This is a genomic window from Streptomyces sp. NPDC005266, from assembly GCF_040607655.1.
Lineage (GTDB): Bacteria > Actinomycetota > Actinomycetes > Streptomycetales > Streptomycetaceae > Streptomyces.
Window position 1 is genome coordinate 74,495 of sequence record NZ_JBEXHC010000028.1, and the last position, 22,056, is coordinate 96,550.

General features: G+C 70.8%; 25 protein-coding genes, 1 tRNA gene and 1 pseudogene. 14 read left to right on the forward strand and 13 right to left on the reverse strand.

Annotated features, from left to right (window positions below; genetic code table 11):
* Window positions 1-32: 32 nt before the first annotated feature.
* The 5 genes from ABZU99_RS32480 to phoU all read right to left on the reverse strand — a co-directional run bounded on the left by ABZU99_RS32480 (window position 33) and on the right by phoU (window position 4,166).
* Complete coding sequence (locus ABZU99_RS32480) at window positions 33-563, reverse strand: YbjN domain-containing protein (RefSeq protein WP_355945633.1); 531 nt, start codon at window positions 561-563, stop codon at window positions 33-35.
* Window positions 556-1,917: a D-inositol-3-phosphate glycosyltransferase gene (gene mshA, locus ABZU99_RS32485; protein ID WP_355945636.1), complete on the reverse strand. Its 1,362-nt coding sequence runs from the start codon at window positions 1,915-1,917 to the stop codon at window positions 556-558. The genes ABZU99_RS32480 and mshA overlap by 8 nt, the downstream gene beginning before the upstream one ends.
* A gap of 663 nt (window positions 1,918-2,580) precedes the next feature.
* The gene (locus tag ABZU99_RS32490; RefSeq protein WP_355945638.1) at window positions 2,581-2,808 is read right to left on the reverse strand and encodes a hypothetical protein; all 228 of its coding nucleotides are present in this window, start codon (window positions 2,806-2,808) and stop codon (window positions 2,581-2,583) included.
* Between the two features lie 423 nt (window positions 2,809-3,231).
* On the reverse strand, window positions 3,232-3,384 hold the full coding sequence (locus tag ABZU99_RS32495; protein WP_355945641.1) for a hypothetical protein: 153 nt from the start codon (window positions 3,382-3,384) through the stop codon (window positions 3,232-3,234).
* Between the two features lie 104 nt (window positions 3,385-3,488).
* Window positions 3,489-4,166 carry a phosphate signaling complex protein PhoU gene (gene phoU / locus ABZU99_RS32500; RefSeq protein ID WP_355945644.1) on the reverse strand — a complete coding sequence of 226 codons (678 nt, stop codon included), beginning with the start codon at window positions 4,164-4,166 and terminating at the stop codon, window positions 3,489-3,491.
* 287 nt (window positions 4,167-4,453) lie between these two features.
* On the opposite strand from phoU, the gene ABZU99_RS32505 reads away from it, so the two are divergent.
* Complete coding sequence (locus tag ABZU99_RS32505) at window positions 4,454-5,734, forward strand: ATP-binding protein (RefSeq protein ID WP_355945647.1); 1,281 nt, start codon at window positions 4,454-4,456, stop codon at window positions 5,732-5,734.
* Complete coding sequence (locus ABZU99_RS32510) at window positions 5,731-6,411, forward strand: response regulator transcription factor (RefSeq protein WP_355841938.1); 681 nt, start codon at window positions 5,731-5,733, stop codon at window positions 6,409-6,411. The genes ABZU99_RS32505 and ABZU99_RS32510 overlap by 4 nt, the downstream gene beginning before the upstream one ends.
* Window positions 6,412-6,513: 102 nt before the next feature.
* Here ABZU99_RS32510 and ABZU99_RS32515 read toward each other — a convergent pair whose 3' ends face one another.
* Window positions 6,514-7,218 (reverse strand): DUF461 domain-containing protein, encoded by a 705-nt coding sequence (locus ABZU99_RS32515; protein ID WP_356049563.1) that lies wholly within the window; start codon window positions 7,216-7,218, stop codon window positions 6,514-6,516.
* 555 nt (window positions 7,219-7,773) lie between these two features.
* Between ABZU99_RS32515 and ABZU99_RS32520 the strand changes: the two genes are divergently transcribed.
* The 8 genes and pseudogenes from ABZU99_RS32520 (at window position 7,774) to ABZU99_RS32555 (ending at window position 15,066) form a co-directional block, all read left to right on the forward strand.
* Window positions 7,774-8,256, forward strand: a complete 483-nt coding sequence (locus tag ABZU99_RS32520; protein WP_009716930.1) for a CarD family transcriptional regulator — start codon at window positions 7,774-7,776, stop codon at window positions 8,254-8,256.
* Window positions 8,257-8,517: 261 nt separating this feature from the next.
* Window positions 8,518-9,312 carry a 2-C-methyl-D-erythritol 4-phosphate cytidylyltransferase gene (gene ispD, locus ABZU99_RS32525; RefSeq protein WP_356049561.1) on the forward strand — a complete coding sequence of 265 codons (795 nt, stop codon included), beginning with the start codon at window positions 8,518-8,520 and terminating at the stop codon, window positions 9,310-9,312.
* Entirely contained in the window at window positions 9,302-9,793 is a 492-nt protein-coding gene (gene ispF, locus ABZU99_RS32530; protein ID WP_356049622.1) for a 2-C-methyl-D-erythritol 2,4-cyclodiphosphate synthase, read from the forward strand. Before ispD ends, ispF begins: the two co-directional genes overlap by 11 nt.
* Window positions 9,794-9,972: 179 nt before the next feature.
* Window positions 9,973-10,377 carry a PPOX class F420-dependent oxidoreductase gene (locus ABZU99_RS32535; protein ID WP_356049559.1) on the forward strand — a complete coding sequence of 135 codons (405 nt, stop codon included), beginning with the start codon at window positions 9,973-9,975 and terminating at the stop codon, window positions 10,375-10,377.
* 89 nt (window positions 10,378-10,466) lie between these two features.
* Window positions 10,467-11,864 carry a cysteine--tRNA ligase gene (cysS, locus tag ABZU99_RS32540; RefSeq protein WP_355945658.1) on the forward strand — a complete coding sequence of 466 codons (1,398 nt, stop codon included), beginning with the start codon at window positions 10,467-10,469 and terminating at the stop codon, window positions 11,862-11,864.
* 147 nt (window positions 11,865-12,011) lie between these two features.
* Window positions 12,012-12,965 (forward strand): 23S rRNA (guanosine(2251)-2'-O)-methyltransferase RlmB, encoded by a 954-nt coding sequence (rlmB, locus tag ABZU99_RS32545; protein ID WP_355945661.1) that lies wholly within the window; start codon window positions 12,012-12,014, stop codon window positions 12,963-12,965.
* A gap of 110 nt (window positions 12,966-13,075) precedes the next feature.
* Window positions 13,076-13,180 (forward strand): annotated as a pseudogene (locus ABZU99_RS32550) (23S rRNA (guanosine(2251)-2'-O)-methyltransferase RlmB); the annotation flags it as partial.
* 296 nt (window positions 13,181-13,476) lie between these two features.
* Window positions 13,477-15,066, forward strand: coding sequence for a DoxX family protein (locus ABZU99_RS32555; RefSeq protein ID WP_356049620.1), 1,590 nt, complete (start codon window positions 13,477-13,479; stop codon window positions 15,064-15,066).
* Window positions 15,067-15,162: 96 nt separating this feature from the next.
* On the opposite strand, the gene ABZU99_RS32560 is transcribed toward ABZU99_RS32555, so the two are convergent.
* The 3 genes from ABZU99_RS32560 to ugpC all read right to left on the reverse strand — a co-directional run bounded on the left by ABZU99_RS32560 (window position 15,163) and on the right by ugpC (window position 17,945).
* Complete coding sequence (locus ABZU99_RS32560; protein ID WP_355945667.1) at window positions 15,163-15,966, reverse strand: nucleotidyltransferase family protein; 804 nt, start codon at window positions 15,964-15,966, stop codon at window positions 15,163-15,165.
* A gap of 82 nt (window positions 15,967-16,048) precedes the next feature.
* Window positions 16,049-16,468: a hypothetical protein gene (locus tag ABZU99_RS32565; RefSeq protein ID WP_355945670.1), complete on the reverse strand. Its 420-nt coding sequence runs from the start codon at window positions 16,466-16,468 to the stop codon at window positions 16,049-16,051.
* Window positions 16,469-16,808: 340 nt separating this feature from the next.
* Window positions 16,809-17,945, reverse strand: a complete 1,137-nt coding sequence (gene ugpC, locus ABZU99_RS32570) for a sn-glycerol-3-phosphate ABC transporter ATP-binding protein UgpC (protein ID WP_355945672.1) — start codon at window positions 17,943-17,945, stop codon at window positions 16,809-16,811.
* A 176-nt stretch (window positions 17,946-18,121) separates the two neighbouring features.
* Between ugpC and ABZU99_RS32575 the strand changes: the two genes are divergently transcribed.
* Window positions 18,122-18,194: transfer RNA gene (locus tag ABZU99_RS32575), tRNA-Thr, on the forward strand.
* Window positions 18,195-18,286: 92 nt separating this feature from the next.
* Window positions 18,287-18,463, forward strand: a complete 177-nt coding sequence (locus tag ABZU99_RS32580) for a hypothetical protein (RefSeq protein WP_356049555.1) — start codon at window positions 18,287-18,289, stop codon at window positions 18,461-18,463.
* Between the two features lie 24 nt (window positions 18,464-18,487).
* On the opposite strand, the gene ABZU99_RS32585 is transcribed toward ABZU99_RS32580, so the two are convergent.
* The 4 genes from ABZU99_RS32585 to ABZU99_RS32600 are packed head-to-tail and all read right to left on the reverse strand — an operon-like array spanning window position 18,488 to window position 19,481.
* On the reverse strand, window positions 18,488-18,658 hold the full coding sequence (locus ABZU99_RS32585; RefSeq protein ID WP_355945676.1) for a hypothetical protein: 171 nt from the start codon (window positions 18,656-18,658) through the stop codon (window positions 18,488-18,490).
* 6 nt (window positions 18,659-18,664) lie between these two features.
* Complete coding sequence (locus tag ABZU99_RS32590) at window positions 18,665-18,877, reverse strand: hypothetical protein (protein WP_355945679.1); 213 nt, start codon at window positions 18,875-18,877, stop codon at window positions 18,665-18,667.
* On the reverse strand, window positions 18,874-19,071 hold the full coding sequence (locus ABZU99_RS32595) for a hypothetical protein (protein ID WP_355945682.1): 198 nt from the start codon (window positions 19,069-19,071) through the stop codon (window positions 18,874-18,876). The genes ABZU99_RS32590 and ABZU99_RS32595 overlap by 4 nt, the downstream gene beginning before the upstream one ends.
* Complete coding sequence (locus ABZU99_RS32600; protein WP_356049552.1) at window positions 19,068-19,481, reverse strand: hypothetical protein; 414 nt, start codon at window positions 19,479-19,481, stop codon at window positions 19,068-19,070. Before ABZU99_RS32600 ends, ABZU99_RS32595 begins: the two co-directional genes overlap by 4 nt.
* Window positions 19,482-19,669: 188 nt before the next feature.
* On the opposite strand from ABZU99_RS32600, the gene ABZU99_RS32605 reads away from it, so the two are divergent.
* Both ABZU99_RS32605 and ABZU99_RS32610 read left to right on the forward strand, forming a co-directional pair.
* Window positions 19,670-20,959 (forward strand): hypothetical protein, encoded by a 1,290-nt coding sequence (locus ABZU99_RS32605; RefSeq protein ID WP_356049550.1) that lies wholly within the window; start codon window positions 19,670-19,672, stop codon window positions 20,957-20,959.
* Window positions 20,947-21,486, forward strand: coding sequence for an N-acetyltransferase (locus tag ABZU99_RS32610; RefSeq protein ID WP_356049548.1), 540 nt, complete (start codon window positions 20,947-20,949; stop codon window positions 21,484-21,486). Before ABZU99_RS32605 ends, ABZU99_RS32610 begins: the two co-directional genes overlap by 13 nt.
* Window positions 21,487-22,056: the final 570 nt, after the last annotated feature.

The following is a 22,056-nucleotide window of genomic DNA, read 5'->3' on the forward strand; positions in this document are numbered from 1 at the left end:
TGTCGCCGGTGTTCGGCGAGTCGGTCACTCGGTCACTCGGTGACCGAGTCGCGGGTCAGGTTGGAGAACGCCTCCAGATTCCGCGTGGACTCGCCGCGCGCCGTGCGCCATGCGTACTCCTTGCGGATGGCGGTGGCGAACCCCATCTCCAGCAGCGTGTTGAAGCTGCCGTCCGCGTTCTCCAGCACGGTGCCCAGCAGCCGGTCCAGTTCGTCCGGGGTGACGGTGGCGAGCGGCAGCCGGCCCACCAGATAGATGTCACCGAGCTGGTCGATCGCGTAACTCACCCCGTAGAGACGGGTGTTGCGCTCCAGCAGCCAGCGGTGGACGGCCTCATGGTTCTCGTCGGGGTGCCGGACGACGAAGGCATTGACAGAGAGGGAGTGCCGGCCGACCCGCAGCGAGCAGGTCGTCGACAGCTTGCGGGTGCCGGGGAGCGTGACGACATAGGTGCCGTCGGACGGGCTCTCCCACTCCAGCTCGGCGTCGCGCAGCGTCTGCTCGATCACGGCCTTGGCGTCGGCCACGGCCTCGGTTTCGGGCTTGGCGTCGGTGTCACCCATGGCCTGATCGTAGGCGACGCCGCTCGCGCATCGCCTCCAGGTAGACCTCGGCCGTCGCCGCGGCGGCCGCGTCCCAGCCGAAGGACTCCGCGTGCCGGGCCGCCGCCGCGCCCATCCGCCCCGACCGCCCCGGGTCGTCCGCGAAGGGGCGCAGGGCGCGGGCGTAGTCGACGGGGTCGTGGCCGTCGACCAGCGTGCCGCTGACCCCGCCCCGCACCGCCACCGGAAGCCCGCCCACCGACGCCGCGACAACCGGGGTGCCGCACGCCTGGGCCTCGATCGCCACCAGTCCGAACGACTCGCTGTACGACGGCATCACCAGCACCGACGCCGCCCGGTACCAGTCGGCGAGCTCGTCCTGCGCGACCGGTGGCCGGAAGCGGACGACATCGCTTATCCCCAGCCGCGCCGCCAGCTTGTGCAGCCGCTCCGGCTTGGCCAGGCCGGTACCGCTCGGGCCGCCCACCACGGGTACGACCATGCGCTCGCGCAGCGTCGGGTCCTCCTCCAGGAGGTGGGCGACCGCGTGCAGCAGGATGTCCGGGGCCTTCAGCGGCTGTATGCGCCCGGCGAAGAGCGGTATGAGCGCGTCGGCCGGCAGCCCCAGGCGGGCGCGGGCGGCGGCCCGGCCGTCGGCGGGCCGGAACCGCTCCAGATTCACCCCCGGATGCACCACGGCCACCAGCTCGCGCGCCGCCTCGTAGTGGCGCACCAGTTCCTCCGCCTCCTCGGCCGTATTGGCGATCAGCCGGTCGGCGGCGCGGACGATCTGCTGCTCCCCGATCACCCGGGCCGCCGGTTCGGGCGTGTCACCGGCCGCGAGCGCGGCGTTCTTGACCTTGGCCATGGTGTGCATGGCGTGCACCAGCGGCACCCCCCACCGCTCGGCGGCCAGCCAGCCGACGTGGCCGGAGAGCCAGTAATGGGAGTGGACGAGGTCGTAATAGCCGGGCCGATGGCCCGCCCACGCCTGCATGACCCCATGTGTGAACGCGCACAGCTGCGCCGGAAGGTCCTCCTTCGCCAGCCCCTCGTACGGACCCGCGTCCACATGCCGTACGAGGACGCCGGGCGCGAGCTCGACCGACGGGGGGAGGGCGCCGGTGGTCGCCCGGGTGAAGATCTCCACCTCGATGTCGATCGCGGCGAGACGCTTGGCGAGCTCGACGATGTACACGTTCATCCCCCCGGCGTCGCCGGTGCCCGGCTGATGCAGCGGAGAGGTGTGCACGCTGAGCATCGCGATACGGCGCGGTTTGCGCGAAACGCGCCGAAGCCGCTGGTGGGACGGGCCGCCGAACGGCGTATGGGACCGGCCTCGCAGGCCGCCGAGCCGGGACGGGTACTGGCTCACCGGGCGAACCTCCTTGCCGGGGCGGGCTTCTCCTCTGACCCTCAACACCGGAACGTCTGGTTCCCATTTCCGCTTTGCCAAAGCGTGACTGTTTGGGTGCGGCGGGGCGCGGTGCGGTGCGTGGCTCGGTCAGGGCGCGGAGGGTGCGGTCGGGTGCGGAGGGCGCGGTCGGGTGCGGCGGTGCGGTGTGCGGTGCGGTGTGCGGTGCGGTGCATGGCTCGGTCAGGGTGCGGAGGGTGCGGTCGCGTGCGGAGGGCGCGGTCGCGTGCGGAGGGCGCGGTCGGGTGCGGCGGTGCGGTGTGCGGTGCGGTGCGGTGCGGTGCATGGCTCGGTCAGGGTGCGGAGGGTGCGGTCGGGTGCGCAGGGCGCGGTCGGGTGCGGCTTCCCTCTCGGCTGAGGCGGGGCGGCTTCGCGGCGCTGGGGCGGGCGCGGCGCTGGGGTGGGCGCGGCGCGAGCGGGCGCGGGCGGGCGCGGCGCGGGCGGGCGCGGCGCTGGGGTGGGCGCGGAGGGTGCGGTCGGGTGCGAAGGGTGCGGAGGGCTCGGTCGGGTGCGGCTTCCCTCTCGGCTGAGGCGGGGCGGCTTCGCGGCGCTGGGGTGGGCGCGGCGCTGGGGCGGGCGCGGCGCGGGCGGGCGCGGCGCCCCCGGTGGCTTGATCCGGCGCGACTACCTCGCGGCCGGCCAGTCGTCGGGGCCTCCACCGTGCCACTCGATCAGCTGGGGGTCGTCGATGGGGGCGTCCTCTGCCATCAGACCCGCGCGGTTCAGGATCCGGCGCAGCTCGTCCGCGGTGACGACGACGCCGACGTCCTCGCCGTCGATCAGCACGCGGCGGCGCCCGTCGAGCGGTTCGTCCACCACCACGTGGGGGCGGGACCGGGACTCATCCGTCATGCGATCCATGCTCGCCGCGGTCGGTGGCGTCCGCACCTCGGGCGGTGCCTCCGGGGGACCGGCGCACGGGACCCGACGCACGCGGCAGGGCGAAGGGGCAGGCGCACGGGGCAGGCGCACGGGGCAGAGCGAAGGGGCAGGGCGACGGGGCAGAGCGACGGGACAGGACGAAGGATCAGCCGGTGGCCGTCTGTCTATCCGGGCCCTCACCCCGACGCCGAGGGAAACCCCCGGATCAGGCGGAACCCGGTACACCACTTCCAAGGACGCAACCAGGGGCAGGGCGAAGGGACAGGACGAAGGGGCAGGGCGAAGGGACCGGCGCACGGGGCAGGGCGACGGCAGGACGAAGGGGCAGGGCCTGGGACCGGAGGCCGGTCCCAGGCCCTGCCCGGGTCGTATCGGTTCGGGGATAGGGATGGCTCAGCCGCAGCAGCCGCCGCACTGGCAGGCGCCGCCGGACTGGCAGCCGCAGCCGCAGCCCGAGCCGCAGCCGCAGGCGCCGAGGATGGGCAGCGCAGGACGCTGTTCGGACGCCGGCCGGCCGACGGGGGTGGGGTTGGGGATGTCCGCCATGAATCTCCTCCTTGGGAGGGGTCACCTGCTGCTCATGGTGCCGATCCGGCGGTCGCGCACAGGGGCGCATCGACGGCGCGTGGAGGCATGCCGGGCCCGCGGCGTCACGCCCCTTCGACGGCGTCCTGCTGCACGATCTCGTCCGCGTGCTCGCCGGTGACCAGGTAGACGACGCGCTTGGCGACCGATACGGCGTGGTCGGCGAACCGCTCGTAGTAGCGGCCGAGCAGGGTGACGTCCACGGCGGTCTCGATGCCGTGCTTCCAGCGGTCGTCCATCAGGTGCTGGAAGAGGGCGCGGTGCAGGCTGTCCATGGCGTCGTCGTCCTGCTCCAGCTGCAGGGCGAGGTCGACGTCCTTGGTGATGATGACCTCGGCGGCCTTGGCCATCAGCCGCTGGGCGAGCTGGCCCATCTCCAGGATCGTGGCGTGCAGATCGCGCGGCACCGCCGAGTCCGGGAAGCGGAGCCGGGCGAGCTTGGCGACATGCTGCGCCAGGTCGCCGGAGCGCTCCAGGTCGGCGCTCATCCGCAGGCTGGTGACGACTATCCGCAGATCGGTGGCGACCGGCTGCTGCCGGGCGAGCAGGGTGATCGCGCGCGCCTCCAGGTCCCGCTGCAGATCGTCCACCTTCTCATCCGCGGCGATGACGCTCTCGGCGAGCTTGAGGTCCGCGTCCAGAATGGCAGTCGTGGCACGGCCGATGGCCGACCCGACGAGCCGGGCCATGTCGACCAGGCCCTCCCCGATCGAATCCAGCTCCTCGTGGTACGCGTCCCGCATCACTGACCTTCTCTCACTGACTCATGCTGACGGATCTCTGTGGACTCGTGGCCCCACAGTGCCACGTTCCGGCCAGAACGCATCCGGTTCCGGCATCGCAGGTAAATCACACGGGACTCCCAGGTGAACTCTCGGCAACGCGCCCTGAGCCCCGCCGTGCCGCGGCGTTCCGCCGCGACGTCCGGAGTGAACCGGCACCGACCCCCTGGTGAACTCTCGGCAACGTATGACCGAGGGGACAGGTTCGGGGCTGTGGAGCTGTCTCATCACCCGCATAACCTGGATGCATGAACGTGAACGCGGCGATCGCCGCAGTGGCGGCGCTCGCCGGTCTGTGCACCGGCGTCATCGCCATGCTGGCGTTCCGCTGGAGTGAGCGCGAACAGGCGAAGCCTACGCGCTCCTCGCTGCACACAGATGCCGTGCTGCCACCCGGCGTGGACACGGTCCTGTCGGTCCTGCGTTCCTCTGCCGTCGTCCTCGACGAAGCGGACGCCGTCGTCAAGGCCAGCTCGGCCGCGTATGCGCTGGGCCTGGTGCGCGGCGGCAAGATCGCCATCGAGCAGATGCTGGCGATGGCCCGCGACACCCGGCGGGACGGGGAGATCCGGCAGATCGAGCTGGATCTGCCACGGCGCGGCAGCGGCCGGGGCGGCGATGCCCTCGCCGTATCCGCCAGAGTGGCTCCGCTCGGCTCCCGGCTCGTCCTGCTGCTGGTGGAGGACCTCACCGAGGCCCGCCGGATCGAGGCCGTCCGGCGCGACTTCGTCGCGAACGTCAGTCATGAGCTCAAGACCCCGGTCGGCGCGCTGTCCCTGCTGTCCGAGGCCGTGATGGACGCGTCCGACGACCCGGAGGCGGTCACCCGCTTCGCGGGCCGGATGCAGACCGAGGCGACCCGGCTGACCAGCCTGGTCCAGGAGCTCATCGACCTCTCCCGGGTGCAGAACGACGACCCGCTGGAGGACGCCGAACCGGTACGGGTGGAGGAGCTCGTCGCCGAGGCCATCGACCGGTGCCGCCACCAGGCGGGCACCAAGCAGATCACGATGGCCACGGGCGGCACCGCCGAGCTGCATGTATGGGGCAACCGCGGTCAGCTGGCCGCCGCGCTCGGCAATCTCGTCGAGAACGCGGTCAACTACAGCCCGGCCCGCACCCGCGTCGGCATCGCCGCCCGCCGCATCCCCGCGACCGTCGGGGATCTGATCGAGATCGCCGTCACCGACCAGGGCATCGGCATCTCCGAGAAGGACCGTGAGCGGATCTTCGAGCGGTTCTACCGGGTCGACCCGGCCCGCTCGCGGCAGACCGGCGGGACCGGCCTCGGCCTCGCCATCGTCAAGCATGTGGCCGCCTCGCACGGCGGGGAGGTCACCGTGTGGAGCGCCGAGGGACAGGGCTCCACCTTCACCCTGAGACTCCCGGAAGCCGGTGCGGCGCGGGACCGGGACCGCTCGCCGAGCGAGTCGTACGCATCCGGAACGGACCTCGATGGCGAGGACCAGGACCGGCCGTACGAGACCTTCACCAACGAACCACTCTCAGCCCCGGAGGTCCTTCCGTGACCCGAGTTCTGGTCGTCGAGGACGAGGAATCGTTCAGCGACGCGCTGTCGTACATGCTTCGTAAGGAGGGATTCGAGGTCGCCATCGCGGCAACGGGACCCGAGGGCCTCGACGAGTTCGAGCGCAACGGCGCCGACCTGGTGCTCCTCGACCTGATGCTCCCGGGGCTGCCCGGCACGGAGGTCTGCCGCCAGCTGCGCGGCCGCTCCAATGTCCCGGTGATCATGGTCACCGCCAAGGACAGCGAGATCGACAAGGTCGTCGGGCTGGAGATAGGCGCCGACGACTATGTGACCAAGCCCTTCTCCTCGCGTGAGCTGGTGGCCCGCATCAGAGCCGTGCTGCGCCGCCGCGGCGAGCCGGAGGAGATCACCCCCGCCGCCCTTGAGGCCGGCCCGGTACGGATGGACGTCGACCGGCACGTGGTCACGGTCGGCGGCGGCAAGGTGGACCTCCCGCTGAAGGAGTTCGACCTGCTGGAGATGTTGCTGCGGAACGCGGGCCGGGTACTGACCCGGATGCAGCTGATCGACCGCGTCTGGGGCGCGGACTACGTGGGCGACACCAAGACGCTGGACGTCCACGTCAAGCGCCTGCGGGCCAAGATCGAGCCGGACCCGGGTGCGCCGCGCTACTTGGTGACGGTGCGGGGGCTGGGCTACAAGTTCGAGCCGTAAACCGGACCCGGGCCCCGAGTGGCCGGACGGAGTCCGGACCGGCACCGAGGCGGCGGTAACGCGAGGGCGGCCCTGGATCTCCAGGGCCGCCCTCGCGTGCGCTCAGTGACCGTTCGGCGCCGGCTCGCCGGAGGCGATGCCGTTCTCCTGGCCGCCACCCGGCTTGGTGGTGGCACCGCCCGGCTTGTTGGTGGGGCTCGCCGTGCCGGACGGCGTGCTGCCCGGCTTCGTGCTCGCCGTCCCCGACGGCGTGCCGCCGGGCGCGGTGGCGGACGGCTTCGCCGTCGGGAGCTGGGACGGGCCCCAGCCCTTGAAGTAGCTCTTCGCCGGGAAGACGAAGGCGGTGATCGGGACCTCGCCCGTCCGGCTGAGGTCGAAGACGACCCGCTGGGCGTCGCCGGCCCGGGCGGACTCGCGCCCGTCGTTGACGATGGCGGCGGCGTTGCCCTTGCCGCCGAAGGCGATGGAGCCGCCGGCCGGGACGACGACCGGGCCCTTCTTGCCCGTGGGCGGGGAGACCTTCACCCGCTCGCTGGTGCCCGGGAGGGTGATCGCCTTGACGGTCTGGTCCCACTTGCCGTTGTTGAAGATCCTGGCCGTGATGACGGCCGGGCCCTTCACCTTGGGATCCGGCTGGGTCACCACGATCGCGTTCTGGATCTTGATATCGCCGACGGACGTCGCGGCGTTGTCGGGCTTGACCTCCAGCGTCTGCGCGTCGTTCCCGGCTCCGCAGGCGGAGAGCGGGGCGACCGAGACCACGATGGCGGCTGCGGCGAGGGCGCCGCGTCGAAGGCTGCTGCTCACGGCGGCGGCATCTCCTAGGACGAGGTAAAGGTGGGATCAGCGCGCTTAGGTTACCGATCCGTCCTCATCGGCTTGCACCCGACCCGCCTCCGTGCGGCCAGCTCACCGGACGCTCCCGTTCCGAGTCCGGTGCGAGTCCGTTGCGAATATCGGCTCGGCGGCCGGAGCGAGAGATTATCGGTAAGGAATCCGCGGACGCCCCGGAATTGATCACAGCGCGATGACTCCGGAGCGGATCAACGGTGTGATCAATTCGGGAATCGGGGCCGGATCTGACGCTCCTGCTCCGAACGGAGTAGCGGAAGTCCATCGACCGGACTCCGGCAAAACGGGACGTACGTCCACCCGTATGACCTTCATGGGGCAGGTAACGGACGGGTTTCCCTGCGTCCGGACAGCGGCTCCGACCTGCGAATACCTCGTTCCGCACCCCTCTCACAGCACGTTCCGGTCGCTGTTGTCAAGCCCCGAGATATGCCCTGACCTGCGAAAACGCCATTCAGAAGAAGGCGTTCCCGTGTTACCCTGGATAGCCACGGAAGGGGTACCTGTCACATGACGTTCAAGGTTGGCGACACCGTGGTCTATCCCCATCACGGGGCCGCGCTGATCGAGGCCATCGAAACTCGCCAGATCAAAGGCGTGGACAAGACCTACTTGGTGCTGAAGGTCGCTCAGGGTGACCTGACGGTTCGTGTGCCGGCGGACAATGCGGAGTTCGTCGGTGTGCGTGATGTGGTCGGCCAGGACGGGCTGGACCGGGTCTTCGAGGTGCTGCGTGCACCGTATGCGGAGGAGCCCACGAACTGGTCCCGTCGCTACAAGGCAAATCTCGAGAAGCTCGCCTCCGGCGATGTGATCAAGGTCGCCGAGGTTGTGCGTGACCTCTGGCGCCGGGAGCGTGAGCGCGGACTGTCCGCCGGTGAGAAGCGCATGCTCGCCAAGGCCCGCCAGATCCTGGTGAGCGAGCTCGCTCTCGCCGAGAGCACCAATGAGGACAAGGCCGAGGCCCTGCTTGATGAGGTTCTCGCGTCCTGACACACAAATGCCGTGGTGCCCGAGTGACACAGACCTGATCCAGCTGAGTCGTCTGTCGCCGGGCGCTGCGGCATGTGCGCACGCCGGTGCCCTGGAGCCCCGGCCGCCGCTCCATATGCCGTTGTTGTGGTGCACGTGGTGTGCCGGGCCCGGGCAGCTGGCTCGACCAGTCGTCACGGAAGGGTCCGGTCGGGGCATCGCGCCCGGCACGCTGTGGCCATACCCATTTCGGTCGAGGAAGCAAACCTGAACGCCAACTCAATGTCCGTAACCCCGAGTCCCAGCGGTTCCGGCATCCCCGAGCGTCCCACCCGTACCGCCGCCGTCATCCCCGCCGCGGGCCGTGGTGTGCGGCTGGGCCCGGGGACACCCAAGGCGCTGCGCCCGCTGAGCGGCACCCCGATGCTCGTCCACGCCGTCCGTGCGATGGCCGGATCCCGATCCGTCTCGCTGGTCGTCGTGGTCGCCCCGCCGGACGGCGTCGATGAGGCCCGCCGGCTGCTCGACGCGTACCCGCTGAGCGGCACCCTGAGCGACACCACGGACGTGGTGGTCGTCCCCGGCGGCGAGACCCGTCAGGATTCGGTGCGGCTGGGGCTGGCCGCCGTCCCCGAGGCCGTCACCACCGTGCTGGTCCACGACGCGGCCCGTCCGCTCGTCCCCGTGGACACGGTGGACGCGGTCATCGCCGCCGTACGGGACGGGGCGCCCGCCGTCGTCCCGGCGCTGCCGCTGGCCGACACCGTCAAGCAGGTCGAGCCGCGCACGGGGGACCGGGCCGGCGAGCCCGAACCGGTTGTCGCCACCCCGGAGCGAGCGCTGCTCCGCGCCGTCCAGACCCCGCAGGGCTTCGACCGCGCCACACTCGCCGCCGCGCACGAGAAGATCGCCCCGGAGGGGGAGGGCGCGACGGACGACGCGGGGATGGTCGAGCGGCTCGGCGTCGAGGTCGTGGTCGTGCCCGGCCACGAGGAGGCGTTCAAGGTGACCCGGCCGCTGGACCTGGTGCTGGCGGAGGCGGTTCTGGCCCGCAGGAGGGCGAATGATGGCTTCTGATCCGCTCCCGATGCCGCTGGTGGGCATCGGCACGGATGTGCACGCCTTCGAGCGGGGCCGCGAGCTGTGGTGCGCGGGTCTGCTGTGGGAGGGCGAGGAGTACGGGCTGGCCGGCCACTCCGACGGCGATGTGGCCGCGCACGCCGCCTGCGACGCCCTGTTCTCCGCCGCCGGGGTCGGCGACCTCGGCGCGCATTTCGGCACCGACCGCCCCGAGTGGTCCGGCGCCGCCGGCACCACCCTGCTCGCCGAGGCGGCCAGTATCGTCCGGGCCGAGGGCTTCGAGATCGGCAATGTGGCCATCCAGGTGATCGGCGTACGCCCGAAGATCGGCAAGCGGCGTGAGGAGGCGATCAAGGCCCTGACGGCCGCGGTCGGCGCCCCCGTCTCGGTCTCCGGCACGACGACGGACGGTCTCGGTCTGACCGGCCGGGCGGAGGGTCTGGCGGCGATCGCCACGGCGCTGGTGTTCCGGCGGTAGCCGGTCCTGGGCTGGGCTTCCGGCAGTAAGTCTCAGGGGTGACGCTCAGCAGGCAAGGCTCCGGGGCTCCTCCGTATGGCCGCGTTCCTCGTGCGGAGGCTGACCTTTGACGGTGTGTTGGGTACGGATCGGGTACCCGTCACCGCGATCGTCAGCCCACCGCCAGGGAAGGAACCGCCGTGGCCACCGCACTCTCCGAGAACATCAAGCGCCTCTTGGACACCCCCGTCTTAGTCGTCCTCGGCACCATCCAGCCCGACGGCAGCCCTCAGATGTCACCGGTCTGGGTGAAGCGTGACGGCGACGAGCTACTGATCTCGACCACCATGGGACGGCGGAAGCAGAAGAACATCGCGCGGGACCCGAGGGTGTCGGTCCTGGTGCAGTCCCCGGACGACCCGTACCAGTACGCCGAGATCCGCGGCACCGCCACCTACACCACCGAGGGCGCCCAGCAGCTGATCGACGAGCTGTCGCTGAAGTACACGGGCAAGAAGTACGCCGAGTTCAACCCGGCGTCCGCCCAGGACAGCGAGCGGATCGTGGTGCGGATCACTCCCCGCAAGATCGTCGGCAGCCTCTGACCGCGACCACGGCGTCCCAAGTGTCACGCTTCTGTGTCCCCGCGGCGGTCCGGGGCGGGGCACCGTCGCCCTCCCACTACCCTTGATGCGTGACTATTCGCCTGTACGACACCAGCGCCCGGCAGATCCGTGACTTCACCCCGCTCACGCCGGGCTGCGTCTCGATCTACCTGTGTGGCGCGACCGTGCAGGCCGCCCCGCATATCGGGCACATCAGGTCGGGCCTCAACTTCGACATCATGCGCCGCTGGTTCGCCTACCGCGGCTACGACGTGACGTTCATCCGCAATGTCACGGACATCGACGACAAGATCATCGCCAAGTCGGCGGAGCAGAAGCGGCCGTGGTGGGCGATCGGCTACGAGAACGAGCGCGCCTTCAATCGCGCGTACGACGTCCTCGGCTGCCTGCCCGTGACGTACGAGCCGCGTGCGACCGGTCACATCCCCGAGATGATCGAGATGATGCGGACCCTGATCGACCGGGGCCACGCCTACGCCGCCGAGGGCAATGTCTACTTCGACGTGCGCTCGTACCCGGAATACCTCCGGCTCTCCAACCAGGACCTGGACGGGCTGCGCCAGCCGTCCGGCGAGGGCGAGACCGGCAAGCGCGACCCCCGCGACTTCGCGATGTGGAAGGCGGCGAAGCCGGGGGAGCCCAGCTGGGAGACGCCCTGGGGACGGGGCCGTCCCGGCTGGCATCTGGAGTGCTCGGCGATGGCGCACAAGTATCTGGGCCGCGCCTTCGACATCCACGGCGGCGGTGTCGATCTGATCTTCCCGCACCATGAGAACGAGATCGCGCAGGCCAAGGCGTTCGGCGATGACTTCGCCTCCTACTGGGCGCACAACGCCTGGGTGACCATGAGCGGCGAGAAGATGAGCAAGTCGCTCGGCAACTCGGTGCTGGTCTCCGAGATGGTCAAGCGCTGGCGCCCCATCGTGCTCCGCTACTACCTGGGCACCCCGCACTACCGGTCGATGATCGAGTACAGCGAGGAGGCCCTGCGCGAGGCCGAGTCCGCGTTCGCGCGCATCGAGGGCTTCATCCAGCGCGTCGTGGAGAAGGCCGGGGTCGTGGAGCCCGCGGCGGAGGTGCCGCCGGCCTTCTCGGAGGCCATGGACGACGACCTCGGGGTGCCGCAGGCGCTCGCGGTCGTCCACACCACCGTCCGGCAGGGCAACTCCGCCCTGACCGCCGACGACAAGGAGTCGGCGGTCGCGCGCCTGGCCGAGCTGCGGGCGATGCTCGGCGTGCTGGGCCTCGACCCGCTGGACGACCACTGGTCGGGCGGCGCCGACCGCGGCGAGGATCTGCACGGCGTGGTCGACTCCCTCGTCCGGCTGGTCCTGGAGCAACGGCAGGCCGCCCGGTCCCGTAAGGACTACGCGACGGCGGACGCGATCCGCGATCAGCTCCAGCAGTCGGGTCTGGTGATCGAGGACACCCCGTCCGGCCCGCGCTGGGAGCTGGGCAACCGCTGAGCTTCCCGTCCGGCCCCGCTCCATCTCGCTCGACCCTCTGACCTCGCATTTTGTGCCGCCCGGTGGGCCGGGCGGCACACTTGTGACCGTACGTACGTTTGCCGTTTGCTGAGCAGCGCTGAGCAGTGAAGAGACAGGTGACATTTCATGGCCGGCAACAGCCAGCGAAGGAACCGACGCACCGCCAACAAGAAGGGGGCGCAGGTCGGCAGCGGCGGCAAGCGGCGCCGGGCTCTGGAGGGCAAGGGCCCCACCCCGCCCGCCGAGATGCGTAAGGGGCATGCCAAGCAGCGCATCGCCAACGCCCGCACCCGGCAGGCCGCCAAGCGCCCCGCCCCGCGCCGCGGCGGCGCCAAGGGCACGAACGAGCTGGTGGTGGGCCGTAACCCGGTCGTCGAGGCGCTGCGCGAGGGCGTCCCCGCGAACTCGCTCTATGTGCAGCAGTTCATCGACAGCGACGAGCGGGTGCGCGAGGCCCTGAAGCTCGCGGCCGACCGCGGCGGCATCCACCTCATGGAGGCGCCCAAGCCCGAGCTCGACCGGATGACCAACGGGCTGAACCACCAGGGTCTGGTGCTCCAGGTCCCGCCGTACGAGTACGCCCACCCCGAGGACCTGGCCGCAGCCGCCTTCGACGAGGGCGAGGACCCGCTGATCGTCGCCCTCGACGGCGTCACCGATCCGCGCAACCTGGGCGCGGTGGTCCGGTCCGTCTCCGCCTTCGGCGGCCACGGCGTGGTCGTACCGGAGCGGCGCGCGGCCGGGATGACCGCCGGCGCCTGGAAGACCTCCGCGGGCACCGCCGCCCGCACCCCGGTCGCGCGGGCGACCAACCTCACCCGCGCGCTGGAGTCCTACCAGAAGGCGGGCCTGACGGTGATCGGCCTCGCCGCGGACGGCGATGTCGAGCTGCAGGACCTCGAGGCGCTGGACGGGCCGGTCGTGATCGTCGTCGGCAGCGAGGGCAAGGGCCTGTCGCGGCTGGTCGGCGAGACCTGCGATCTGCGGGTGCGGATCCCGATGCCGGGGGGCGCGGAGTCGCTGAACGCCGGTGTCGCGGCGGGCGTCGTGCTGTACGAGGTGTCGCGGCGCAGGGCGTAGGGAGCGCTTCGGCTGTTACGGCGCGGGGGTCCCGTGTTACGGCGCGGGGGTCCCGCGCCGCACCTGCCGCTCCCGCCACACCTGCCACACCCTGTTGAGGGCCCGCTCCCTGCGATCTGCGGGTGCGGATCCCGATGCCGGGCGGCGCGGAGTCGCTGAACGCCGGTGTCGCGGCGGGCGTCGTGCTGTACGAGGTGTCGCGGCGCAGGGCGTAGGGAGCGCTTCGGCTGTTACGGCGCGGGGCTCCCGTGTTACGGCGCGGAGGTCCCGCGCCGCACCTGCCGCACCTGCCACACCTGCCGCACCCGCCGCACCTGCCGCACCCTCTCGAGGGCCGCTCTCAGCGGCCCCCGCTCAATGATCTTGACGGGCCTCGGACAGATCGGGGCACTCACGGCAGTGTCTTTCCCGTCGGTCACTCGGTTAGTTGAGCGTGGAGACCAGAAAAGCCCGCACGCCATCGCCTCTGGCGGGACGCGCGCCGGGATTCGACGACGAGCCACAGCTGTCCATGGCCAAGGTGCCGTGCGATCCGGCGCAGGTCGCCGTCAATGCCCCGAGCTTCCGGGTGCAGCTCAGCGCCCCGGTCGTGAGCAGCGCGCTGGCGGACACGGCCCGGCTCGCCCGCGTCCCGGCCCCCGGCCGACGCCGGCCGCCCGTGGTGTGGAGCGGCCGTACCCGCCCCGGCGGTGACACGGCGGCGACCCGGCTGCTGCAGGCCGTGCGGTACTCCGAGGAGGGCCTGACCGACAGGGAGGGTGCCGAGGATGTCGGCACCACCCAGGTGCTGCCGCGAGTCACCTTCGACGACGGCCCGCCCACGGTCATCGGACCGCGCAGCCCGCGTACGGAGTCCGTGCCGCGTACCGCCACCGCGCCACGCCCCGGCGGGCAACGGGGCCCGGACCGGGAAGGGTTGCGGGGACCGGGCGAACGCCGTCCGTCCGAGGGATGGGAAGGATCCGACGAGCCGCCGCAGGCCACAGCCACGGTCCCGCGGCCGCGCCGCCACTCCGACTCCGTACGCCACGCCTACTACCCCGGGCGCCGGATGAACCTCGGCGTCGTCCTGCTCCCGCTCCGTATCTTCCTCGGCTTCATCTCCGTCTACGCGGGCATGGGCAAGCTCTCCGACCCCGTCTACTTCGACGGCGGCGAGCGCGGCTCCATGGTCACCTGGCTGCAGTCCCTGCACCCCTGGCCGATCGCCGAGCCGCTGCGCGACCTCGCGCTGGAGCACCCGGTGGGCGCCGGGCTGACCGTCGCCTTCCTGCAGATCGCGGTCGGCGTGCTCACCGTCCTCGGGCTGTGGCAGCGGCTGGCGGCCTCGTTCGGCGCGCTGCTGTCCGCCGCGCTGATCCTCACCGTGAGCTGGCGTATGGTGCCGGTCTACGACGCGCCCGACATCATCTACCTGGCCGCCTGGAGCCCGCTGATCATCGCGGGCGCACCGGTGTACTCGGCGGACGCCCGGCTCGCCGGCGAGGCATGGCGCCGCCTCGGCCCCCGCGCCGGGCTCTGGGAGCTACGGCGCCGGGTGCTGCGCCGCGGCACCGTGATGGCGATGGTCGTCGCCGGGCTCACGCTGCTGATGGGCTCGATGCTCGGCGGCGCCGTACGGTCCTCGGAGACGGTGAAGGCACCGGAGCCTCGTGACGTGCCGACGAACAACCTGCCCGGTTCGCCGCTGCCCCGGAAGCCCATGGAGAGCCCGCGCGGCGGGATGCGGGGCCCGGTGGAGTCGAGCGGCTCCCCGTCCACGCGCCACCGGCCCACGAGCCCGAGCCCCGCGGCCTCGGCCTCGGCGTCCACACCGGGCGAGCCGAGCGCGACGGGGGCCGCGGGGTCGGCGGGGTCGGCGGGGGAGCCGGGCAGCGCCTCGGTCGACCCGACCCGGCCCCACCCCGGCCTCCGCACCACCCCCCGGTCCCCTCGCCGCCCCGCCGCCCCGATGACCCCACCGGACCCGCCGTCCCTGGGCGGCACCGGCGGCGGCACGGGCGCGGGCGACCAGGAGGGCGGCTCGGACGAGGGCACCACCACGTACGGCAACCCGGACTCGGGTGCCGAGGAGGCCGCGCTGGGCGGCCTCCTCGGCTGAGGCGGCCGCTCGGTAGGGCCGGTTGCGTAGGGCCCGCTTCGTACGGCCGTTCCGTAGGGCCATAGGCCGGCATGGGCCCCGACCCGCCGCTCAGCCTCAGCCGTGCGGCACCGGCGCAGCGCCCAGGGGCCCGTGACCGTGCGGGGCGGGACCCGCGGCGAGTTCCTTGGCGGCCTCGGTGAGGTCTTTCGCGGTGTCGATGGCCCGCCAGTACGCCCCGTGGGGCAGCGGGAAGCCCGCCAATCGGCGCTCGCGCGCGAGGCGGGGGAACGTGGTGCGCTCGTGGTCGCCACGGCTGGGCAGCAGCGACGCGAAGGTCTCGGAGAAGACGTACACGCCCGCGTTGATGAGATACGGCGACGGCGGCGCCTCGATGAAGTCCAGGACATGCCCGAACTCGTCGGTCTCCACCGCGCCCCAGGGAATGCGCGGGCGCGCGAGCGCGAGGGTCGCGACCGCGTCGCGCTCGCGGTGGAAGTCCGCCATGTCGCGGAGCGAGAAGCGGGTCCAGATGTCGCCGTTCGTGGCGTACCAGGCCCGGTCGGGGTGGGGGAGCTTGGCCGCGGCGAACTTCAGGCCGCCGCCGCGGCCCAGCGGTTCCTTCTCGACGACCGTGGTCACGCGCAGCGGCAGCTCCGCCGACTCCAGCCAGTCCTGGAGGACGGCGGCGAGATGGCCGCAGGAGACAACGGCGTCGGTGACGCCCTCGGCGGCCAGCCAGGCCAGCTGATGGCCGATGATCGGGGTCCCGGTGCCCGGGATCTCGACCATCGGCTTGGGGCGGTCGTCGGTGTAGGGACGCAGCCGCGAGCCCTGGCCGCCGGCCAGGACGACGGCTTGTGTGGGGCGCGCGTTCTGTGGGTGGTGGTGCCCGGCCCTGCGGTCGTCGTCATGGGTCATGAACCGCACCATATGCGGTGCGGGGACTGCCGCATGACTGTCGCACGGCGGTCGCCGGAGCGAGAGCGGAGCCGGAGCGCGATCAGCGGTACGCCTGGGTGATACCGGAGGCGAACGACGTGTCGCAGACGGGCCGGGCGTACGCCTGGGCGCGACTCGCGCCGCCGTACTTGGCCACCGCGGCGCGGCCGAGCGCACGGGCGATGGACGCGCAGTGCTTGGCGAGCGAGGGCCGTTCGTTCGTCGCCACCTGGAGGTGGGTGAGCGCGACGGCGGGGTCCTTCTCCTGGAGCTCGGCGAGCAGCCGGTCGCGCAGCAGCTCATGCGGCGCGCGGTGGCTGATGTGGGTGGACGCCCGGTCGGCGGAGGCGGTCAGGATCTGCGACTCGGCGTTCGGCGAGGCCCACGGGACGCGGGTGACCGCGAGGGTCCCGGAGAGGACGAGGACGACTGGGAGGACGAAGGCGAGAGTTCTGCCGATGCGGCGGGCTGCGGTTTTCACGGGGGCGTTCCTCGCGGGTCGGTACGGATCGGAACGTGACCGCGGTACGGGACTGCGGTACGCGGTGATCGTAGCGAGGAGCGACGATTTGGCGACATTCAGTCACCAACCCGGGTGATGGAAAATCGTCTTCGGCGGTCGCCATGTTGACGCACAGGGTCGAAATGCCGGAATTGCCAGGTAATTTATCGACAACGCCACGAGGCAACAACGCACCAACGCGAACGGCGCCGCCCGCCCGCACGAAGCGGACGAACGGCGCCGTCGCGAACCCGTGAACCCGTGAACTCGTGAACCCGTGAACTCGTGAACCCGCGAACCGTGAACCCGTAAGGCCCGCTCAGTCGCTGAGCCGCTCCCCGGTGGAGGTCGAGAAGACATGCGTCTCACCCGGCCGCGGCACCACGTGCAGCTGCGAGCCCTTCTCCGGCACCTGGCGCCCGTTGACGCGGACGACCAGGTCCTTCACCTCGGCGCCGACCTCGGCGGCGCCGTAGACGTATCCGTCGGCGCCGAGCTCCTCGACGACATTGACGGTGACCGCGAGCCCGGCCGGGGCGTCGTCGGACGCCTTGGTCAGGGCCTTGGCGGCGGCGCCGTTCTGCTCCACCACATCGAAGTGCTCGGGCCGGACACCCACGGTGACCGTACGGTCCCCCCGGTCCGCCGCGGCGCTCAGCGCCTCACGCGAGACCGGGACCACGCTGTTGCCGAACTTCACACCGCCGTCGGTGATCGGCACCTCGACCAGGTTCATCGCGGGCGAGCCGATGAAGCCCGCGACGAAGAGGTTGACCGGCCGGTCGTACATGTTGCGCGGCGAGTCGACCTGCTGCAGCAGCCCGTCCTTCAGCACGGCCACCCGGTCACCCATGGTCATGGCCTCGACCTGGTCGTGCGTGACGTACACCGTCGTGATCCCCAGCCGCCGCTGAAGGCTCGCGATCTGCGTACGGGTCTGCACCCGCAGCTTGGCGTCGAGGTTGGACAGCGGCTCGTCCATGAGGAACACCTGCGGCTCCCGCACGATCGCCCGCCCCATCGCCACCCGCTGCCGCTGGCCACCGGACAGCGCCTTCGGCTTCCGCTCCAGGTACTCGGTGAGGTCGAGGATCTTCGCCGCGTCCTCGACCTTCTGCCGGATCTCCGTCTTGTTCACGCCGGCGATCTTGAGCGCGAACCCCATGTTCTGGGCGACGGTCATGTGCGGGTACAGCGCGTAGTTCTGGAACACCATGGCGATGTCCCGGTCCTTCGGCGGCAGGTGCGTGACATCCCGATCCCCGATCCGGATCGCCCCGCCGTTGACGTCCTCCAGCCCCGCGAGCATCCGCAGCGACGTGGACTTCCCACAGCCGGAGGGGCCGACGAGAACGAGGAATTCGCCATCCTCGATGGCGATGTCGAGCTGATCGACAGCGGGCTTCTCCGTGCCCGGGTACACCCGGGTTGCCTTGTCGTACGTGACCGTAGCCATGGTGATTGGTCCCTTCACCGGCAGGAACGTGCCGGACGATCCGAGTAAAGGTGGGGTCTAGTCCACTCGATGTGGATTGGCGTGACGCTATACCGGCGAGGGCCGCCATGTCTGTAGCCAGGACCCCGGAATTTTCGAACGGATCACGCCCCCGACATGGGTACACTGCTGGGGACGCCGACTTAGCTCAGCCGGTAGAGCACCGCTCTTGTAAAGCGAAGGTCGTCGGTTCGAATCCGACAGTCGGCTCTGTGTCTGAGCAGGGAAGAAGCCCCGGACGATCTCTCGTCCGGGGCTTCTGACATCCACGGCTGACATCAGCTGGACGCCATACTGGGCCCATGGCCGATGATCGTGACTCCGAGCACGGCGGTCCCACCGGCCGGAGCGCCCTGGACGAGCTGATCGCCGACTTCGACGAGGTCAACGGCCCGGCCGATCCGAACGCCGTAGCCGACAAGCTGGCCAGGTTGACCGGTGAGCCGCACGGTGTCCGGGTCACGAGGCCGCCCATCTAGTGCGTCTCCGGCCTGCCCCGAATCTCAGCGGCTGGCGTACGTGTAGGCCAGCAGCGCGACCGGCATCGCCGCGCAGGCCACCAGACAGATCACCCACGCCGGTACCCCGAAGAACCGCGTGCCTTCGTCGTCCTCGTGCGGTTCAGCGCCCGCGCACTCCGGCCGTCGGCATGCCCCTACCGTCCTGATCTTCATGGTCGTCTACCGCTTCCACGTCCAGGTGAGAGCCATCGCCATCAGCGCTCCGAGAGTAGCGACCGGCAACGCCGCGACCATGCAACCGCTCGACCCTCCCGCCACGCCCTGGTCGCCACCCGGAGGTGGTTCGCGGTGTTTCCCGGCGTTGCTGTTCTTGCTGTGCTTCCCCTTCCCTACGCCGCTCGCCTTGTCCTGGTACTCGCTGTAGTCGCTCACGAAGATGCCTCCTGGCCGGGGCCGTTGGGAATCGGCAGGCTTCGCTCGAACGGGTCACGCTGCTTCGGGAAGGTGGGCGCGCAGCGGGGGCAGGCGTAGAGGGTGCGGCCGCCGACACTGGCGCCGTGCTCGACAGCGACCACGACCGGGGCGTTGGTGGTCTTGTCGCAGCGGGCGCAGACCTGGGGCATCATCGGGCCGTCGCCCCCTCGGCGGGCTCGGCCACGGCTCGTGCCAGAGCCCCGCGCAGCTGGTCCGCGTCGGTCAGATACCGGTCGGGCCCCATCGGGATCTGCCAGTGGAGGCGCGGACCGGTGGTATGCGTGGCCGGGGGTACGCCGACGTAGGTGATCCCGGTGCGCTCCGCTCCGAGGGCGTGGATATCCCGTCGCAGGCGCTGCCACGTCCGGGCGTGGCCCGGGGCGATGAGCCAGTACATGAGGCCGTAGTCGGCGATGACAGCGCCGGTCTCGTCGCCGAGTAAGGCGAGCGCGCGTTCACCGATGTCGGCAGGGGCGCGTACGACGTCCCAGTAATGACCGACCTCGATCATCTCAACGTCGCCGCCGCTCGGGGGCGTCCATGGCAGGGCCTTGGTCGTCATCGCGGCCCTCCAACTCGACAGGGGACCGCTAGTGCTCGGTTCATGCTCCGAGGTAACCGGAAGCGTCCTGTGAGCGATCAGGTCACAACCCAGGCAGTTACCGTCCGCGGAACAGGACAGTTTTACCTGGAGGGTAGGTCTGGGCAGATCTACCGTCAGAGCCCGCAGCCGCAGGGGAGACGTGCCGTATGCCGAAACAGCGGAACACCAGGCTGGAGGCGCTTCTGCTGGAGTTCGGCTACACGCACCAGCAGCTGGCCGACGAAGTCAACCGGATCGCGGAAGACCTGCTCGGCAAGCCAAGTACATGCACGGACCGCCACGTTCGCCGCTGGGTCGCGGGGGACGTGCAGTGGCCGTGGGCGCAGTACCTTCTCCCTCTCCAAGAGATCTTCGGCCGCAGCCCCGAGGCGATGGGCTTCGTGCCGCGAGGCAAGTCTTCGCGCGTCCCGTCTCCTCCGCAGCGGCCGACTCCCGTGAAGGAGGTGCGACCCGTGCGGCGCAGGGAATTCATCACGGCCGGGCTGGCCGCCGCTGTCGGCCTGGACACCATCCCGGCGGCCGGGCGGCTGGGAAGCGCGGACGTCGACCGCATTCGTCGAATCGTCCCAGCTCTCTACACACATGACCACGCCCTTGGCGGAGGCGCGCTCCACGCCGTCGCCACGGAAGCCCTCCACCGCGTGCGCGATGCCGTGAACCGCTGCAGCTACGGCGAGCGCGTGGAGAAGCAGCTCTACGCCGCCGTCGGCGATCTGGCCGCCTCGGCAGGCTGGTTCGCGTACGACGCGGGCCACCAGCGAGAGGCGACAGCTCTCTACAACGAGGCGCTACAGTCCGCGATTCTCGCCGGAGACGGTTCTCTGCAGGCCCGGGTCTGGTCGAACCTGGCGATGCAAGCTCGGCTGCTCGGCCGTGACCAGGAGGCGGTCCGTATCGGTCGTGCCGCAGTGGAAACCCGCCAGGCCAAGCGCGATCCGTGGCTCATGACGCTGCTGCACTGCCGCCAAGCCGTCGGGCACGCGCGGGTCAGGGAACGCTCTCGGGCCGAGCGCTCGTTGGCCCGCGCCGAGGCCACGTACGACCGCGCTTCGGGCCAACCGGAGGCGTGGCTGGCATTCCTCACCCCGGCCGAGCTGGCCGGGCTGGCAGGCGTAGCGCACCAGGCTCTCGGCCGGCATCGCCGAGCCCAAGAACTGACCGCTTCCGCATTGGACATGCTGGAACCGCGCTTTGAACGAAACCGCTTCTACTACACGGTCCAGCGTGCTCAGGCTCTCCTCGACGGCGGTGATGTGGAAGAGGCCGTTATGGAGGCTTCCCGCGCTTCCTCCATGAGCGACCGGGTCCAGAGCGAACGGGTACGAGACAGGTTTACGGACTTACGACGGGCGATCGGCCGACACCACCGCGTATCAGCAGCAGCTGACTTCTTACAGCAGACGTGGCACGTGGGAGGAACGACATGGAGGACCTGACGATCGAGCGCCGCGACGCTGCTGGGCTCGCAGAGATCCGCTCAGAATTGCTGTCCGTGTACGCCGATGTGTACGCCGACCGGCTGGGCGAAGAGTTCCACAGCGTGGACCGCTTCGACGAACGCCTGGGGTGGAACACGGAAGTTCCCGGATTCGGGGCAGTGATCGGCTATGCGGCTGGAACACCGGTGGGATGTGCGTTTGGCTGCGCGCTACAGCCAGGCACGCGCTGGTGGAGCGGGCTCCGGACGCCGGTGCCAGATGAGGCCGTGACAGAGACGGGTAGCCGTACGTTCGCGCTCTCGGAGCTGATGGTGGTCGAGAGAGCCCGTGGCACCGGAGCGGCCAAACAGATTCACGACGAGCTGTTGCGGCCACGGCACGAAGAGCGGGTGACCCTCCTCGTCGAGCGGGCACACCCACGGGTCCGTGCCAGGTACGAGGAGTGGGGCTACCAGTGGCTCGGCGAGGTGCTGCCGTTCCCCGAGGCCCCCTGGTACGACGCGATGGTGTTGCCGCTCCAGTGACGTGATGTCTCCCCGCCCAGGGCAATCCCTCCCCGATGTACCGGCAGCGGGCCGTCGCGCTGCTCCGGGACCACCAACGGAGATGGGGCCGTCATCAGCGACGCCGAGCACGAGCGGTCCAGCACAAGCAGTGAGTTACAACCTTCTCTACGGGGTCAAGCAGCCGGCTGCGCTCCGCTCCGCCGGGCGGGCTTCCCGGCTCCGCTCGGGGCGCCGCTCCTGCCTTCGGCCCGCTCCGCCCCGGCTGCGCCGACGCCCGCCCACACGTGGATAGGGCCGAAGTCCATTCGGCGAGCACCCGCCCAACCTCGGCCACGGTCAGGGACGATGCCTCCGGCGGGGGATCGGCCGGCACCGGGATGGAGGGGGCGCCGTTCCCGGCCGCGGGCACATCGTGGCGAGCGTGGCGCTCCCATCCCGTCCACCATCGACCCAGGCAGAGCCGAGCAGACGCGGCCCATGGCGTCCAGGAAGTTCCTATAGATCGTCAAGCAGTCTGTAGGAGTTCTGCCTGTGAGGTGTTCGTGCTGGTCAGGTGCTTGTAGACCTCGCGCGCGATGAAGCGTTTGA